Source organism: Roseibium sp. JB4-4 (assembly GCF_055693425.1).
Genome location: NZ_CM146333.1, coordinates 5,517,073 through 5,533,338 on the forward strand (window position 1 = coordinate 5,517,073; position 16,266 = coordinate 5,533,338).

Annotated in this window: 14 protein-coding genes; 7 read left to right on the forward strand and 7 right to left on the reverse strand. The window is 55.0% G+C overall.

Annotated elements, in window-relative coordinates; translation table 11 throughout:
- Positions 1-201 precede the first annotated feature (201 nt).
- The 6 genes from ACZ1HV_RS25975 to ACZ1HV_RS26000 all read left to right on the forward strand — a co-directional run bounded on the left by ACZ1HV_RS25975 (position 202) and on the right by ACZ1HV_RS26000 (position 7,448).
- Entirely contained in the window at positions 202-1,800 is a 1,599-nt protein-coding gene (locus ACZ1HV_RS25975) for an ABC transporter substrate-binding protein (RefSeq protein WP_298959941.1), read from the forward strand.
- A gap of 243 nt (positions 1,801-2,043) precedes the next feature.
- Positions 2,044-3,105: an ABC transporter permease gene (locus ACZ1HV_RS25980; protein ID WP_472716753.1), complete on the forward strand. Its 1,062-nt coding sequence runs from the start codon at positions 2,044-2,046 to the stop codon at positions 3,103-3,105.
- Positions 3,105-4,091 (forward strand): ABC transporter permease, encoded by a 987-nt coding sequence (locus ACZ1HV_RS25985; protein ID WP_472716754.1) that lies wholly within the window; start codon positions 3,105-3,107, stop codon positions 4,089-4,091. The genes ACZ1HV_RS25980 and ACZ1HV_RS25985 overlap by 1 nt, the downstream gene beginning before the upstream one ends.
- Entirely contained in the window at positions 4,033-4,932 is a 900-nt protein-coding gene (locus tag ACZ1HV_RS25990) for an ABC transporter ATP-binding protein (protein WP_472716755.1), read from the forward strand. Before ACZ1HV_RS25985 ends, ACZ1HV_RS25990 begins: the two co-directional genes overlap by 59 nt.
- On the forward strand, positions 4,929-5,705 hold the full coding sequence (locus tag ACZ1HV_RS25995; RefSeq protein ID WP_472716756.1) for an ABC transporter ATP-binding protein: 777 nt from the start codon (positions 4,929-4,931) through the stop codon (positions 5,703-5,705). The genes ACZ1HV_RS25990 and ACZ1HV_RS25995 overlap by 4 nt, the downstream gene beginning before the upstream one ends.
- 270 nt (positions 5,706-5,975) lie before the next feature.
- Complete coding sequence (locus ACZ1HV_RS26000) at positions 5,976-7,448, forward strand: hypothetical protein (RefSeq protein WP_472716757.1); 1,473 nt, start codon at positions 5,976-5,978, stop codon at positions 7,446-7,448.
- A 73-nt stretch (positions 7,449-7,521) separates the two neighbouring features.
- Here the strand turns inward: ACZ1HV_RS26000 and ACZ1HV_RS26005 are convergent, their stop codons facing one another.
- Entirely contained in the window at positions 7,522-8,520 is a 999-nt protein-coding gene (locus tag ACZ1HV_RS26005; protein WP_298822500.1) for an aldo/keto reductase, read from the reverse strand.
- A gap of 150 nt (positions 8,521-8,670) precedes the next feature.
- The gene (locus tag ACZ1HV_RS26010) at positions 8,671-9,579 is read right to left on the reverse strand and encodes a LysR family transcriptional regulator (protein ID WP_298822502.1); all 909 of its coding nucleotides are present in this window, start codon (positions 9,577-9,579) and stop codon (positions 8,671-8,673) included.
- A 321-nt stretch (positions 9,580-9,900) separates the two neighbouring features.
- Between ACZ1HV_RS26010 and ACZ1HV_RS26015 the strand changes: the two genes are divergently transcribed.
- On the forward strand, positions 9,901-10,749 hold the full coding sequence (locus ACZ1HV_RS26015; protein WP_472716758.1) for an enoyl-CoA hydratase/isomerase family protein: 849 nt from the start codon (positions 9,901-9,903) through the stop codon (positions 10,747-10,749).
- Between the two features lie 86 nt (positions 10,750-10,835).
- Here ACZ1HV_RS26015 and ACZ1HV_RS26020 read toward each other — a convergent pair whose 3' ends face one another.
- The 5 genes from ACZ1HV_RS26020 to ACZ1HV_RS26040 form a co-directional block, all read right to left on the reverse strand.
- Positions 10,836-12,146 (reverse strand): TRAP transporter large permease, encoded by a 1,311-nt coding sequence (locus tag ACZ1HV_RS26020; protein WP_298959953.1) that lies wholly within the window; start codon positions 12,144-12,146, stop codon positions 10,836-10,838.
- Between the two features lie 4 nt (positions 12,147-12,150).
- On the reverse strand, positions 12,151-12,684 hold the full coding sequence (locus ACZ1HV_RS26025; protein WP_298822506.1) for a TRAP transporter small permease: 534 nt from the start codon (positions 12,682-12,684) through the stop codon (positions 12,151-12,153).
- A 138-nt stretch (positions 12,685-12,822) separates the two neighbouring features.
- A complete protein-coding gene (locus tag ACZ1HV_RS26030) occupies positions 12,823-13,803 on the reverse strand; it encodes a TRAP transporter substrate-binding protein (protein ID WP_298822507.1) in 981 nt (326 codons plus the stop codon).
- Position 13,804: 1 nt separating this feature from the next.
- The gene (locus ACZ1HV_RS26035) at positions 13,805-15,097 is read right to left on the reverse strand and encodes an NAD(P)/FAD-dependent oxidoreductase (protein WP_472716759.1); all 1,293 of its coding nucleotides are present in this window, start codon (positions 15,095-15,097) and stop codon (positions 13,805-13,807) included.
- Positions 15,094-16,221, reverse strand: a complete 1,128-nt coding sequence (locus ACZ1HV_RS26040) for an enolase C-terminal domain-like protein (protein ID WP_472716760.1) — start codon at positions 16,219-16,221, stop codon at positions 15,094-15,096. Before ACZ1HV_RS26040 ends, ACZ1HV_RS26035 begins: the two co-directional genes overlap by 4 nt.
- Positions 16,222-16,266: the final 45 nt, after the last annotated feature.

Below are 16,266 nucleotides of genomic sequence, written 5' to 3' on the forward strand. Positions count from 1 at the left end.
GAGGCCCTGCTGAATAAATAAGCAGCACGTAACATTATGCAAAATTTGCATAACAAGGCTGTTGGTTGAATTCAAGCAATCGATATAAGCTTTTGCTTCAGGTGCGGAAAACTTGCTCAGTCAACGAAGCGACACCGCACACGATCCCGCCGGTTCATACCGGCACCGACCCATTCGAATTATTCCAGAGGGGGAATGATCGTGAAATTTACAGCACCATTGAAAGGCCTGTCACTTGCCGCAGTCCTGGCGACTTCAGTCGCTTTTCCGGCAATTGCCGAGACGCCTGCAGATACGTTTGTGATTGCCCGCAACACGGCAGATGCGATTACGCTCGATCCTGCCGAATGCTTTGAATTCACCGGCAGCCGGATTGTTGCAAACATTTATGAGCGACTGTTCCTGTTCGAGCCGGACGACCTGACTAAACTTGTTGGCGGCATTGCAGAATCCTACGAGTTTTCCGAAGACGGCAAGAAAATCACCGTCAAACTGCGCCCGGGCCTGACGTTCCACTCAGGCAATCCTGTCACAGCCGCTGATGTTGCCTATTCGCTGAGCCGGGCCGTCAAACTGGACAAGACACCGGCCTTTATCATCAAGCAGATCGGGTGGACCGCAGACAATGTCGACGAAGCAGTCGTTGCCGTTGATGATGGTACCGTCGAAATCAACATTCTTGCTGATTTGTCGCCCGCGCTCGTACTGAACCTTTTGTCTTCAAGTGTTGCATCCATAGTTGACATGAAAGAGGTTCAGGAACACGAAGTCGACGGCGACATGGGCTATGCTTGGCTGAAAGACAATTCCGCTGGTTCCGGTCCTTTCATGTTGAAGAACTGGAAAGCCAACGAAGTCGTCATGCTGGAAGCCTTTGACGGCTATCGGCAGGGCAAACCCGCGATGAACCGCGTCGTCATTCGCCACGTGGCTGAGCCTTCCGCACAACGTCTTCTGCTTGAAAAGGGTGACGTTGACGCTGCGATGGAATTGACGGCTGATCAGCTTAAGGGACTTGCCGGAAATAGTGATGTTTCTGCCGAGAGCTACCCCAAGGGATACCTGATGTATCTGGCGTCCAACATGGAGCATCCGGTTCTATCGAAACCGGAAGTTCGTGAGGCGCTGAAATATATGGTCGATTATGACGGCATGGTCGGTTCGTTCCTCGATGGACAGTACAAGATCCATCAGAACTTCTGGCCGTCGGGCATGTGGGCTGCAGCCACGGATACACCGTACAGCCAAAACATGGACAAGGCGAAAGCCCTGATTGCGGACGCCGGTCTGGACGCCGACACAAAAATCACCATCGACACGCTGAACAAGTCACCGTTCACGGAAGTTGCTCAAAGTGTTCAGGCCAGCCTGAAGGAGCTCGGTATCGACTCGGAGATCATCTTGTCCGACGGTGCGACACTCTGGCCAAAATACCGCGCACGCAAACATGAATTGATCGTTGCGCGCTGGGGCCCGGACTACTCTGATCCGCATTCGAATGCCGATGCATTTGCGCATAACCCGAACAATGACTTCGAAGCCAAGCTGACCGGCAAGCTGACATGGCGAAACGCCTGGCCTGCAGAAGGTTTGACCGAGTTGACCGATCAGGCGGCAGCCGAATCCGATCCGGCCAAGCGTGAAGCTACCTATGCCAAGCTGCAGAAGATGGTTCAGGAGGATTCTCCGTTTACCATCATGTTCCAGGCGATCGGCACATTTGGTCAGCGCGCAAATGTCAAAGGCTTCGTCAATGGCGTGACCTCCGACCAGGCGTACTACAAGACAGTGACCAAGTAAGATCTGGTCTGATGGTTCGTGCATCTGAGTGAAGATGCGCGGACCATTGACGGTTTGTGATGCGCGCTCCCGCGCTTTTTGCAGCATGGGAGCGTGATTTTACTTGTTCAAGGATCCGGCCAACTTGCTTGTCACTCGACCATCTATTCGTCCTCATTCCAAACGCGTACAGTCAAGACGCAATTTGCCGGGAAAAACCGGGGCGGCAGGGCCGCTGGGCCCATTTTCAAAAGGCGCTTTTGAATGACTGATAGCGCCGCGACACCGCGCCCGGCAGTGGACTTCAAACCCTATCTGAATGTTGCCCGGAAAATCGGCGGCGGCATCCTAATGTTGGCCCTGACTTTTATCGGGCTGACCGCAGTCACCTTCGTGATCGGGCGTATCATGCCCAATGACCCCGTTGTCGCCATTGTCGGAGACAGAGCGTCGAAGGAAGTTTATGACGCTATGTTTTTGCAGCTCGGCCTCGACAAGCCGATCTGGCAGCAATACCTGATCTTCCTGAGTGACGTCCTGCGCGGCGATTTCGGCAACTCGGTGATGACGGGGCAGCCCGTTCTGGAGGACATCAAGCGGTTTTTTCCAGCAACGCTGGAATTGGCCACGATCGCAACGGTTGTCGGCGTGATAATCGGTATTCCCGCTGGTGTTTTCGCTGCCGTCCGCCAAGGTACGCTCATCGATCACTGCGTTCGGGTCATCGGTCTACTTGGCCACTCCATCCCGATTTTCTGGCTCGGCATGGTCGCATTGCTGGTCTTTTATGCCAAGCTGGACTGGGTGGCCGGTCCTGGCCGGATTGACTTCTTCTACGACGGTATCGTCGATCCGGTGACTGGTGTCATCATGATCGACGCTGCGATTGCCGGCGAATGGGATGTGTTCCAGAATGCATTGTCCCATGTCATCCTGCCGGCTTCCATGCTGGCAATCTATTCACTGGCCTATATTGCCCGCATGACGCGGTCCTTCATGCTGGACCAGCTCAATCAAGAATATGTTCTGACGGCGCGCGTGAAGGGGCTGGGTGAGGGGACGGTGATCTGGTACCACGCGTTCCGGAACGTGATGGTTCAGCTGATCACCATCATCGGACTGACCTATGCCAGCCTGCTCGAAGGTTCCGTTCTGACCGAGACGGTGTTTGCCTGGCCTGGCATTGGGCAATACATCACCAATTCACTGTTCAACGCTGACATGAACGCCGTGATAGGTGGAACACTGGTCGTTGGTATCTCCTTCGTTTTCATCAACATGCTGTCTGACATGCTCTATCGCATCGTCGATCCGAGGGCGAAATAATGTCGGAGCACACGCAAACCTCAAGTTCCGTTGTGTCCTGGTTGCTGGCCGACTCGCCGCACAATGCTTTCCAGGCCCGTTGCCAGCGCGCCTATATCAGCTGGCTCTCATTCAAGTCCAATCCGATTGCGATGCTCGGCTTTTTCATCGTTCTCTTCCTCTGTCTGGTTGCTCTTTTCGCTCCACTGCTGACCTCCGGGGACGGGACGACGCAGGAGCTTTCCAATCGCCTCGCACCGCCAAGCTCTGAGCATTGGTTCGGGACAGACGAACTTGGGCGGGACATTTACGACAGGATTGTCTGGGGGTCGCGGGTGACGCTCTACATCATCTTTCTGGTGTCGATCATCGTGATGCCCATTGGCCTTATCATCGGCACAACAGCCGGGCTGTTCGGCGGTGTTGTCGATGCGACACTGATGCGGATCACCGACATCTTTCTGGCCTTTCCCCGTTTGATCCTTGCGTTGGCATTTGTCGCCGTTCTTGGCCCCGGACTGGAGAACGCGGTACTCGCCATCGCCTTGACGACCTGGTCGCCCTATGCGCGCCTTGCGCGGGCCGAAACACTGACCTTGCGCAACTCAGAATACATCCTGGCAGCGCAGATCATGGGCGCGTCGCGCGTGCGGGTCCTGCTGGCCCATATCATGCCAATGTGCATGTCTTCCACAATCGTTCGTCTGACGCTGGACATGGCCGGGATCATCCTGACCGCTGCCGGCCTCGGCTTCCTGGGTCTTGGTGCGCAACCACCGCTCGCCGAATGGGGGGCGATGATCGCCTCTGGACGCGACTATCTGCTGGATCAATGGTGGGTGCCGACCATTCCGGGCATCGCCATCCTGGTTGTCTCGCTCGGCTTCAACCTGCTGGGCGACGGTCTGCGCGATGTTCTCGACCCGCGCAGTTCAGGGGGCACTGATCATGAACGGAAGTTTCAACAAGGAGCCTCTGCGCGAAGAACCGATGTTGTCGGTTCGTAACCTTCATGTGCGCTTTTCGACCTCCAAAGGTCTTGTTCATGCCGTTCGCGGCGTAAGCTTTGACCTTGGCCGGGAGAGGCTTGGCATTGTCGGCGAGTCCGGGTCAGGCAAGTCTCAAACCGGACGGGCACTTCTGCGCCTGACAGCGGGCAACGGACGTATTGAGGCAGAAAAACTGATGTTCAGCGGCATGGATCTGATGCACGCGAATGCCAGGACAATGCGAAACATTCGCGGTTCGCGCATCTCCATGATCATGCAGGATCCCAAATACTCGCTGAACCCGGTGCTGACCGTGGGCGCACAGATTGCCGAATCCTGCCGACGGCATGAAAACATTCCCCGGACGGAAGCAAAAAAGCGGGCGCTTTCAATGCTCGACACAGTTCACATCCGTGAACCGGAAAAGGTTTACTCCCTTTATCCGCATCAGGTGTCGGGTGGCATGGGCCAACGCATCATGATCGCGATGATGCTGATTACGAATCCCGACGTGATGATCGCGGACGAACCGACCTCCGCACTGGATGTGACCGTACAGATGCAGGTGCTCTCGTTGCTTGATGACATGGTGCGAGAACGTGGCATGGGTCTCGTACTGATCAGTCACGACTTGCAGCTGGTCTCCAGTTTTTGTGACCGGGTGCTTGTCATGTATGGCGGTCGTATCATGGAAACGCTCGATGCCAAGCGTCTCGATGAAGCGCAACATCCCTATACGAGAGGGCTTCTCAATTGCTTGCCGAGGCTTGACGGTCGGCACGACGACCTGCCTGTTCTTGAACGGGACCCTGCCTGGCTCGCGCAGCCAAGCGACGCCAGCGGGGTGTTCGAGCAATGATTGATATCAACGACTTCAGCATTACTTTCGGTTCGGGCAAAAACCAGATCCAAGCAGTCAAGAATTTCAATCTGTCGGTCGCAGAAGGAGAAAGTTTCGGACTTGTCGGTGAATCGGGCTCTGGAAAATCAACCGTTCTGAGAGCCATGGTCGGTATCTATTCCCACTGGACCGGGACTATCAGAATTGATGGGCAGCCAATTGCCCACAAACGAACACCTGCCTCCCGCAAACATATGCAGATGGTGTTCCAGGATCCCTACGGCTCGCTGCATCCGCGCAGGACAGTCGATGCCACTTTAAGTGAGCCGCTGATCATCCACGGATTGGATAAACGCGAAGAACGGGTTCTGAAAATCCTGGGCGAAGTCGGCCTTGGCCCGGAATACCGTTTTCGCTATCCGCATCAGCTTTCCGGTGGGCAGCGCCAGCGTGTCGCCATTGCGCGCGCGCTCATTCTGGAGCCGCGGGTCATCCTGCTTGATGAGCCGACCAGCGCGCTGGACGTGTCTGTCCAGGCGGAAATTCTGAACCTTCTTTCGGCACTTCGGAAGGCGCATGGCCTGACCTATGTGATGGTCAGCCACGACCTTGCCGTTGTCGGTCATCTTTGCAGCCGAATTGCGGTGATGAACCGCGGAGTGGTGGTTGAGGAAATGAGTGAAGATCAGATGCGCACAGGCGATCTCAAGCACGAATATACGCGCCAGCTCTGGACTGCATCGCATGGTTACGATCGCAAGGCGTTGGCAGGGTTCAAGGAAATTGCATGAAAAAGGCCGAATGAGTTTCGCCTTTCGATGGACTGAGACCAGCTCTGAATGCACATGAGCGATGGTGGTGCTTCAGATGGCAGTCATAGGACGAAAACCATTCGTCAGCGGTGAATTCAGTTGTAAGGTAGTGTGCTAGACGTTTAACGCGTCGCTGGCAACGTGCTAACTTCGAGCTGAAAGACACTCGAAAAACCAACACAATCGAAAAATTGGGCTTTTATTCAAAGACATAAACGCAGGGAGTGGGCAAAACGGAGGACTTGGACGATGTCGATAAGTCGGAAGATTGCCATGACGGGCGCATTTGTGTGTTTCCTGTTCGGTATCAATGCTGTCTATGGAGAGGAGCGGCTGAGCGGAAGCGATCAGTCTTCATGCGGCCCGCATAGGGCCACCATACTTGACCTCGCTGATCGTATTATTTCAGAGCGCCCGCGGGTCAAAAGGTTTTCACAACGGCATTTTGGAACAGCAGCTACCTATTTGAAGCTGCGCTACGACGATTTGGGCATGGCCGCCGGACTGGAGCTTCTGGATCACGTTCAAGCTGGTACTCAACGCCAAGCTCAGGGCCTGACCAACGTGCGGCTAGCCTTCGCGATCTCCAAATCGGGCGTAGAAGAAGGTTTGAAAGCGGATGATCGACCTGCGGTCGAAATCTTTGCCGATTTTTCGCCCGTCGTCATGCGACAAATTCTTTTGGCTGATGCTGGCGCAACTTTCTTTGAATTGCTGACAGCAGTGCGGAACAGTCCTGACTTGGTCAAAGGGTTCGAAGCTCGGTATTTCAGTGGGCTTGGCGTTCACAACTGGGTTGTTGATCAAAGCGATGACTTCAAATTGACATTGGCTCGAAATGCGGAAGGTGCCGGGGAATTGGGTGTTGCTGCCATGGTTCTGGGCTCGCGCCAGGAACTGCCGGAGTATGATGCCTTGCTCGAGAGGCACCAGGAAGAGGACCTGGCAAAGCTGGCGGGGCCTGACAAGCTGACGACCTATCTTGCGTCGATCTATAATCAAAACGCCCCGGTTCCTGTTCCCGGAGATGATGATGAGCGCCGGCAACGGCGTGTGCATTATCATGAGATACTGCGAGCTTCTTCCCAGATGGGGGGAATGGCGTGGCTGAGCATTCTCTTCAATCAAACGGGAGCCGAAGGCCCGATTGCGGGTGTATCTCGTGACTTTCTGGCTGAAATCGAAGCCGCGCGTCTGCAGCCAAGAGCCGAGCTCGAGCCTGCTTGGGTATATCTTTATGGGCTCTTGTCCGACGATTTGGGCAATGAAAATCTGCGCCAGCAGATGGCGAGTTTTAGCTTGGGAAAAACTGTCCGCCACTATGCGGATACTGCGCAAACCACCTTGAATTGGATGATTGCGAGGCAGGCTATGGTCCCCTACCTGACCGAGACCGATACTGGTCTTCCATCGCGGCCTTCAGTATTGCCACCGGATTTCGATTGGGAGGCTTGGATGGCGGCGGCATCAGCGGCTCAAAGTGGCAAAGACGATCTGCCGCTGGGGGTCGATCGAACAATTTACTTGGAGCTGCTGCTCGCAAAGGGAGATGTTACGCAAGCATTGGAGTTGGCGAACAAGTTTTTGCCGCCAACGGATCGGCTCTGGTTCTATCGGGATGTCATGATCCGGCTCGACCAACTTTGTGACGGGTATACGGTTTTTCCTGGCGCTGAGTTGAGCATGGGTGGCGACATTCTTTACCGCTTTGCCGGGGAGTGAATTTTCGGGTCTGGCGTTAGCGTCCCGTTCGCCAGATCGGCAATCTGTCGACGGGTTGTTTTGCTCGGATGCATCAACAGTAGCGTTCGGGCCCGTTCCACTGGTCTACCGAATACCGGTCGCCATGTGCCCAACCCACAGGCAGAACGGCTTCGATGCGTTCAAGATCCGCATCTGAAAGGGTCAGGTCTGCTCCGGAGATGCATTCACGCAAATGGCTCACTGAGCGGGTGCCCGGGATCGGGATCACATGAGGCCCGCGGCTGAGCAGCCAGGCATTGGCCAATCCTGCAGCGGTCGTACCCATTTCAGCAGCAAGCTTTCGAAAGCCTTCAGTTAGGCGAAGGTTTTCGGTCAGGTTCGGTTCCATGAAACGTGGGTTCCCGCCGAGAAAGGGCAAGTTTGCAAGAGCTTCACGCGAGATCGGATTGTCGGTCAGGAGTGAGCGGCCGACAGGCGAGAAAGCCACCATGGCAACGCCAAGTTCGGCGCAAGCCTGTACCAGCCCAAGGTCCGGGAACCGCGTGGAGAGCGAATATTCCGATTGAACGGCAGCGATTGGAAAGGCTTTCATGGCGCGGCGCAGCGTTGAAGGTGCGATTTCCGACAGGCCGATCGCGCGGGTCTTGCCTTTTTCAACCAACCTCCCAAGATTTGTTGCCGTTTCTTCCGGGGTGAAGCGGGTGTCGCGCCGATGTGCATAAAACAGATCCACGCACTCGACCCCAAGCCGTTGAAGAGACTTGTCCAGTTCCGCTTCAAGATGCTCTGCTGAGTTGTCGAAGATGCGATTGCCGTCTGAATCTCTGGTTATGGTGGCCTTTGTCGCGATGATGAACTCGTCCCGCGCTGCCGGATTGGCCTTCAGGTAGGTTCCGATCGCGTTTTCCGATTTTCCCATACCGTAAATATTAGCCGTATCAAGGTGTGTAACACCCAATTCACGACATGCATCAAGGACTGCATGGCTCTCGGCTTCGTTGGTTGGCCCATACATGTCGGAAAAGGACATGGCGCCATAGCCAATCGCGCCGATTTCAGGACCGTCGGCACCCAGTTTGCGTTTTTGCATATGTCCCTCTGAGTGTTGGGGAAATTGGAGAATTCTATCTGAGTTTGTTGTTTTAGTGCCCAAATGCGTTGAAGTCCAAGGGCTGAATATTCCTTCAGCATAGCGGCAGATTGCCCAACGAGCTTTTGGAACAGTGTTGATGCCTGCAAACTAGAGCTCCCAAAGAGGCGGTCTGCCGATTTTTTCCATCAGGAAATCGATAAAGACACGCACCTTTGCAGTCAGGACATTTGATTTTGGATAGACAAGCCATATGGCCGATTTGTCATGCACTTCATAGTCGGGGAGAACGCGCACAAGAGTGCCCTGCTTCAGTTCCTGATAGACGCTCCAGAAAGAGTTCATCGAAATGCCTGCTCCATTGACAGTCGAAATTTTCATACAGGTTCCGTCATCGAAGGTGAGGCGGTTTTCAGCATTCGGGGGAGGGAATACGGCGTATGGTTCTTCTTTTGCGGCAACGAGTTTGCGCGGAGGACCTTCTCGAAACACAAGAAGACGATGTGTTGCCAGATCATCAGGAGAAGACGGAAAACCGTTGCGTTCCAGATAGTCCGGCGAAGCGCAAAGAATGCGCCGATCATCCGCGAGTTTCCTGGCTCTGAGACTGCTGTCCTCAATTGCATAGTTTCGCAATGCCAGATCGTAAGCTCCTTCGATCAAGTCCATTTGCGTGTCGGACAGCTTGAGCTGAATGTCGATCCCGGGAAAACGGTCGAGAAATTCACCCAGTATCGGAGCAATGAAGAGCTGGGCGAAGGAACTTGGAGCGGCAAAGCGCAACGTCCCTTTGACCTGCCTCCCATCGTGGCCCTGCGCGGCAAAGAAGGCATCTTCCTGGGCAAGAATTTCTCGAGCAAAAGGGAGAAATTCGGCTCCCTCGAGCGACAGGGATACCTTTCGCGTGGACCGGTGCAGCAAGTCCGAACCCACCTGTTTTTCAAGTTTCGAAAGGCGCGCACTCGCAACGGCCTGTGCCAATCCAAGCTGGCGTCCAGCGGCGCTGATATTCAGCATATCTGCTGCCAGCACGAACAGCCTAATACACTCTGTATCCATTCGATTGGTTCCGGTTTTTCAATTTCCCGTTCGACAAAAACGTATGGTGCCGGTTGCTGCCAATCACCTCTGTGAATGCCGTAGACCTGATCCTGCCAGAAGACATATGAGGACTTTCACCGGGCTTTTTTCGATTCAAGTACTCTAATTAACTTGAAAAAACGATTACTGAAACATTTATTTGCCGGATTAATAGAAAAATCTTGTTAGTGTAGTTCTGGCTCTGCGGAGCACGAGATGCCTCCGTGACACGCGACCACTTTAGCGGAGCTGATTTCGATGAAGGGTCGTGTGCACCGTAATTGGATTAGGAGCGCACACATGAAGTACGAAAACTTCTCCACCTTCGATGTAAAAGTGGACAACGGAATTGCGACGGTAACCTTTGATTTTGGGACCGTGAATGTTCAGGGACAGGAAATGCTGGCCGATCTGAACAGTCTTGCAATGCGGTTGGAAAGAGACCGTGAAACCAAGGTTGTCGTGTTCCAGTCAGCCAATCCCGAAATCTGGGTTTGTCACTATGACACTGAACTGTTGAAGGATATGTCGACAGAAGCCGTGTCACGCGAAGAAGCGCAACTTCTCGATCTGCAGTCGGTTTGTGAGCGCATCAGCAAGGTTCCTCAAGCGACGATTGCCAAACTGGAGGGCTTTGCGCGCGGTGGAGGGCACGAGCTGGCGTTGGCGCTCGACATGCGCTTTGCAGCTCGAGGAAAGTTCAAATTTATGCAGATGGAAGTTGGTATGGGGATCTTGCCATGCGGCGGCGGAGCCTCACGCATGGCGCGCCAAACCGGCCTTGGCCGCGCATTGGAGATCATCTTGAGCGCTCGCGATTTCGATGCCGATGAAGCGGAAGCAATGGGAACGATCAACAAGGCACTCGAACCGGATGAGATTGGGGACTATGTGGATACTTTGGCCAGGCGTATTGCGCAATTCCCTGCTGAATCCATCAACGCCTGCAAACAAATGGTCTACGAATCCATAGACAAGCCGATCGATCAGGCCCTGAAAGCCGAAGCTTACTGGCTGTATCAGGCGACCAGCAAAACTCCGGCTGTCAAGCGTTTCACCATTGCAGACGAGCAAGGACTGGAACACGACATTGAAAACCAGCGCAACTGGAACGAACTTGTCATGAAAGTTCAGGAAATCAACGACTGACCTTTAGCGTCAATTGGAAGGCCACCTGCTGTTGCGGGTGGCCTTTTGTCGTTTTGCTGAAATACCGGCACTTGACGCAATCGGGATCAGCCGGGCCCCTGACGAATGTTTTCCGGAAGCCAGGTGGCAATTTCCGGGAAGGCGATCAGTACGAAGACCATCAGGACCATGATCAGGAACATCGGGATACTGGCCCGGGCAATGAAACCCATCTCATGACGTGTCATGCCTTGAAGGACGAACAGATTGAACCCGATCGGCGGCGTGATCTGGGCCATTTCGACCACCACGACAATGAAAATACCGAACCAGATCAGATCAATCCCGGCCTGGCGAACCATTGTCTCGACAACGGCCATGGTCAGCACCACTGATGAAATGCCATCGAGGAACATTCCCAGGATAATGTAGAAGACCAGAAGCGCCATCAAAAGCTCGAACCGGGACAGTTCCATTTGTGCGATCAGGTCGGCCAGGCCACGCGGCAGGCCTGTGAAACCCATGGACAGCGACAGGAAGGCGGCACCGGCCAAGATCAGGGCGATCATCGCCGATGTTCTGGTTGCCCCCATCAGGCTTTCGGCAAAAGTCTTCCAGCTCAGTGACCCCTGGCTGGCGGCCAGGAGCAGGCTGCCGATCACGCCGAAGGCCGCTGCCTCTGTCGCTGTGGCAAAGCCCAGGTACATGGACCCGATCACCAGAAGTATGAGCAGGATGACCGGGATCAGAAAGCGGGAATTCTGAACTCTTTTCGCAAAACTCATTTTGGGTTCCGGTGCCGGATTCCAGTTTTTCGACACCTTTGACATGATCGCCACGTATGCCATGAACATGGAGGCGAGCACGAGCCCCGGCAAAATGCCGGCAAAGAAGAGTTTTGAGATGGATTCGTTGATCGTCACGCCATAGACGATCAGTGTCAGCGAGGGCGGGATCATCAGCCCCAGCGTAGCTGCACCGGCAAGTGTGCCAATCACCATGTTTTCGGGGTAATTGCGCTTTCTGAGTTCGGGTATCGACATCTTGCCGACGGTCGTCAAAGTGGCTGCGCTGGACCCTGAAACTGCGGCAAAGACGGTGCAACCGACGATGTTGGTGTGCACAAGACCGCCGGGCAATCCGGCCATCCAGGGGCTCAAGCCACGGAACATGTCTTCCGATAGCCGCGTTCGGTAAAGGATTTCGCCCATCCAGATAAAGAGCGGCAAGGCGGTCAGCGTCCAGCTTGAGGACGAAGACCAGATCGTGGTCAGCATAACGTCACCCACGGGGCGGGTGGTGAAAAGTTCCATGCCAACCCATGCAACGCCCATAAGCGCCAGACCGATCCAGACACCGCTGCCCAGAAGCAGGAGAAGGACGAAGATAAAAAGAATGATGATCGAGAAGTCTTCCATGGCCTTACTCCCCGAAACTCTGGTCGACCAGATCGCGCTTGATCCGGTTTTTGCCGTCAAACAGCAGATGAATGAGATGATCGGTCAGAGCTATCGCCATGATAATCGCGCCGGCCAACATGAAGGATTGCGGGATCCATAGGGGAGTGCGGTCCTGACCCTGACTGATGTCGTTGATCATGATGGAGAAGTTGACGAACCGCCAGCCGAACCAGACGAAGTACCACATCACCAGCGCTCCGATTGCGAAGCACCAAACGTCGATCCATCGCGCCACCGCCGGCGGAACCGCGTTCAAGAGGATCGAGACGCGGATATGGCTGCCGCGGTTGAGAGCGTTTGCGAAAGCTAGGAAAGAGGCCGCCGCCATGAAGTAACCTGCATATTCGGGAATACCCGGAGCAACTTCGCCAATCCAGCGGGCAAGCATCTGCAGGACGATCAGGACAAGGATCGCAATGAGGCACAAGGCGGCGAGCACGCCGGATGCTAGATAGAGAAAGTCGAGACCGGTCCGAAGTTTCCTGAGCGCTGTCATAACGTCCCCAATAGGTTCTTTTCATAACCATCCATGAACAACCGCCAAGCCCTGGTAAGCACCCAGGCTCTCAGAGGTTATCCAAGGAGGTATTTTCCGGAACAGCGGACGGCCGGATAGGCCGTCCGCTAGGTGGCGTTACTGCATCGATTTGAAGGATTCGACGATGGCTGCGCCGTCATCACCGGCAGCTTCCAGCCATTCGTTGGTCATCGTAACACCGATGTCCTTCAACTCGCCGACCATCTGGTCAGAAGCCGGTCCAACCGTCATGCCGCCATCGCGCAGGCCCTGCAAAGTGAAACCGGTATATTCTTTCGAACGCCAGTTGCCCGCATATTCAGCCATCTGGGCACAAGCGCGGATGACATTCTTGTTCTGATCCGAAACACCGTCCCAGACGCCTGAGTTGACCATCACGTAGTTGCGGGGTAACCAGGCATCTACTTCATAGAAATAGTCCAGGGATTCCCATACCTTACGGTCATAACCTGTGGAACCGGATGAGACCATGGAGTCCGCAACGCCAGTGGCGAATGCCTGGCTGATTTCAGCCGCTTCGATCGTAACCGGCAACATGCCTGTCAATTCGGCAAGCCGCGATGTCGCGTTGTTGTAACTGCGGAACTTGATACCTTTCATGTCGGCAACGGAATTGACTTCGTTCTTGAAGTATAGACCCTGTGGCGGCCACGGCACGGCGTAGAGCAACGTCAGGTTCTGGTCGGCCAGCACCTTTTCGATGGTAGGTTTTGCAGCTTTCCAGAGCTTTTCACTGTCGTCGAACGAGGTTGCCAGGAACGGAATTGAGTCAAAGCCGAATAGGGCGTTTTCGTTCTGGTGACCTGAGAGCAAACGTTCACCGATCGGCACCTGGCCGGTCTGGATCGCGCGCTTGATTTGCGCTCCGGGGAAGAGTGAGCCGGACGGGTGCGTAACAATTTCGATTTCACCGCCAGTGCCAGTGGTCACGCATTTTGCGAATTCAGCGCCGGTCGCGGAATGGAAGTTGCTTGCCGAATATGCCATCGGCATATCCCATTTTTCTGCAGCCAGCGCAGGCATTGTGCTGGCGGCGACCAATGCTGTCGTTGTCAGTACCTTGGTTAGAAACTTCATATTAGTGCTCCCTTCTGGTTGGGTTTGCAGCCGGTTCCTGCTTGCTGTGCTTATTGTTGGAACCGTGCAGCGGAAAATGGCGACAGATCGAGATTTGTTTTTTTGCCGAGATCATTTGCGCCAAAAGACGTCCGGTTTTTGGTCCTCCTGTCAAACCAATATGATGATGTCCGAAACCGAGCCAGGCGCCCTTGACACCTGGTACGGGGCCGATTGCCGGAATGGAATCTGAAGGGGCAGGGCGATGCCCCATCCATTCCACTTCCCTTTTCCACGTCAGGTCTGGCATTGCCGCGCGGATATTGCGTTTCAACAATTCGATAGGCGCTCTGGAAGGGGGCGCTTCCAGGCCGCCGAATTCCACAACACCTGCCAACCTGATCCGTCCCTCCATGGGCGTGACAACGAATTTGCCGCTGGCTACCATCACGGGTGAGCGCGGCATGAAATTGGGTTCCCAAAGTTCCAGATGGTATCCGCGTTCGCTTTCAAGGGGAACATTGAGACCAAGTTGATCGGCCAATGGTTTCGACCAGGCACCGGTTGCAATCAGAATATCATCTGCTTCGATCGGCCCATTGCTAGTCTCCAGCAAAGGTGGCCCATCTCCCGTCCGGTTTATCCGGTGCACTTCCGCCTGAATGAACTCTGCTCCGGTGGCTGTCGCGTGAGCTGCCAGGGCTTTGACGTATCTGCCGGGGTCCGTGATGCGGCCATGATTTTTAAGCCTGGCAGCAAAGCCGATATCTGCTGAATAGCCACTGTCATAGGCTGCAACGGCGGGACCCTCCAGCTCCTCCCATTCAAAGCCACAGTCGGCCCTGATGGACCAGCCGAATGCGTCTTCTTCAAAGTGCGCGCGGTCGCGATAGAGAAAGAGGTAGTCCGCAGGCACGATAAAGTGCTCCGCACCGGTGCCGGCTGCGAGCGCTTGATGCTCAGCAAGGCTGTCGCCGACGATCTCGCTCACTGCGTTGGCGATCCGTTTCACATCGGTTTCATTTGCATGGGACAGATACTTGCTCAGCCAGGGCAGGAGTTTTGGCAGATAGCTCCATTTCAGAAACAAAGGCATGTTGGGAGAAAACAGCATTCGCGGCGCTTTGTTCAGCAAACCCGGCACCGTAATGGGCACCATGGAGCAGGAGGCGAGTACACCACCGTTGCCGTGGCTGGCTCCTTCTCCCGGGCCGGCCTTGTCGATCAGGATGACCTTGTGTCCCTCGCGCTGCATCCAGATCGCAGTTGACACGCCGACTATTCCGGCACCGACAATGGCGACTGTTTTGGTCATGCAGCCACCTTGGTCACAGCAGTGTGGTTCAGACGGTCGATGTCGGGCCTTATGCCGAGGCCCGGACCGTTGGGCACGATTACATGCCCATCCTTGACCGGGAATGGCGTCTCAAGGATGTCCTGCTTCAGGAAATAGCTCGCCTGGTAGAATTCGCAGCCAAGGGTGATTTCCGGTGTCGCCGCAATCATGTGCGTACCGGCAAGGTGGGCCAGTCCGGCCTCGAACATGTCGCCGCCATAGGCCGACAGCCCATTGGCGGCCGCCATTTTTGCGACTTCCTGCGCCCTGGAAAGACTTCCGGCTTTCATCACCTTTATCGAAACGCCATCACAAATGCCTTCCTGGATGGCTCGCGTCATGTCTTCGGGCCCGAAGACGGATTCGTCCGCGAGAAGCGGCACTCTAAGCATCTCGCGCAGTCTTGCCATCATCGAAAATTGAGTGTGGCGAACCGGCTGTTCGATGAAGTCCGGTTCAAATTCGGCGATATCTGAGACGCGGGACGGGGCTTCATCGATCGTCAGGCCCTGATTGAAATCGACCCGGACGTTCAGTGTCGGGTAGTCCGTGGCAAGCGCTTTGAGCCGCATCGTGTCAAAGGCGTGATCCTTAAAGCCTGCCTTAAGCTTCACGATGCCGATACCGTCTTCCACCAACCGGTCCAAGAGGCGGCGGTCATTGTCGAAGTCCGGATCGGCGATTGAAACCGACAAAGGGATCGTGTCGCGGCATCTGCCACCCAGCAAGGCCCAGACTGGCGTGTTGAGAATTTGGCCCGTCAGATCAAGCAAGGCTGTATCAATTGCCGTTTTTGCTTCCGTTGCGTGGGCGACGGCGCGCGCGGCATCGCGCATGATTGCAGCTCGGTCGCCTATTCTTCTTCCCACGACCAGCGGACGAATGTACCGGTCGAGCGCTGCAAAGCTTGCCTCGGGAGAGCCGGTGAAGACCGACCATGGAGATGCTTCGCCCCAGCCTACGTGCCCCCCTTCGCTGATGAGGGATACGACGATGATTTCACAGGAACCTTCCACCGTTCCGATCCCATGGTCGCGGCGCGACAGGACCGGAAGCGACAGATGCCAAAGCTTCATCCCCGTGATCTTCTGATCAAGATCCATCAAGTTCCCCTTCGATAGCGACAGTGACGCCTGATAATCATCATT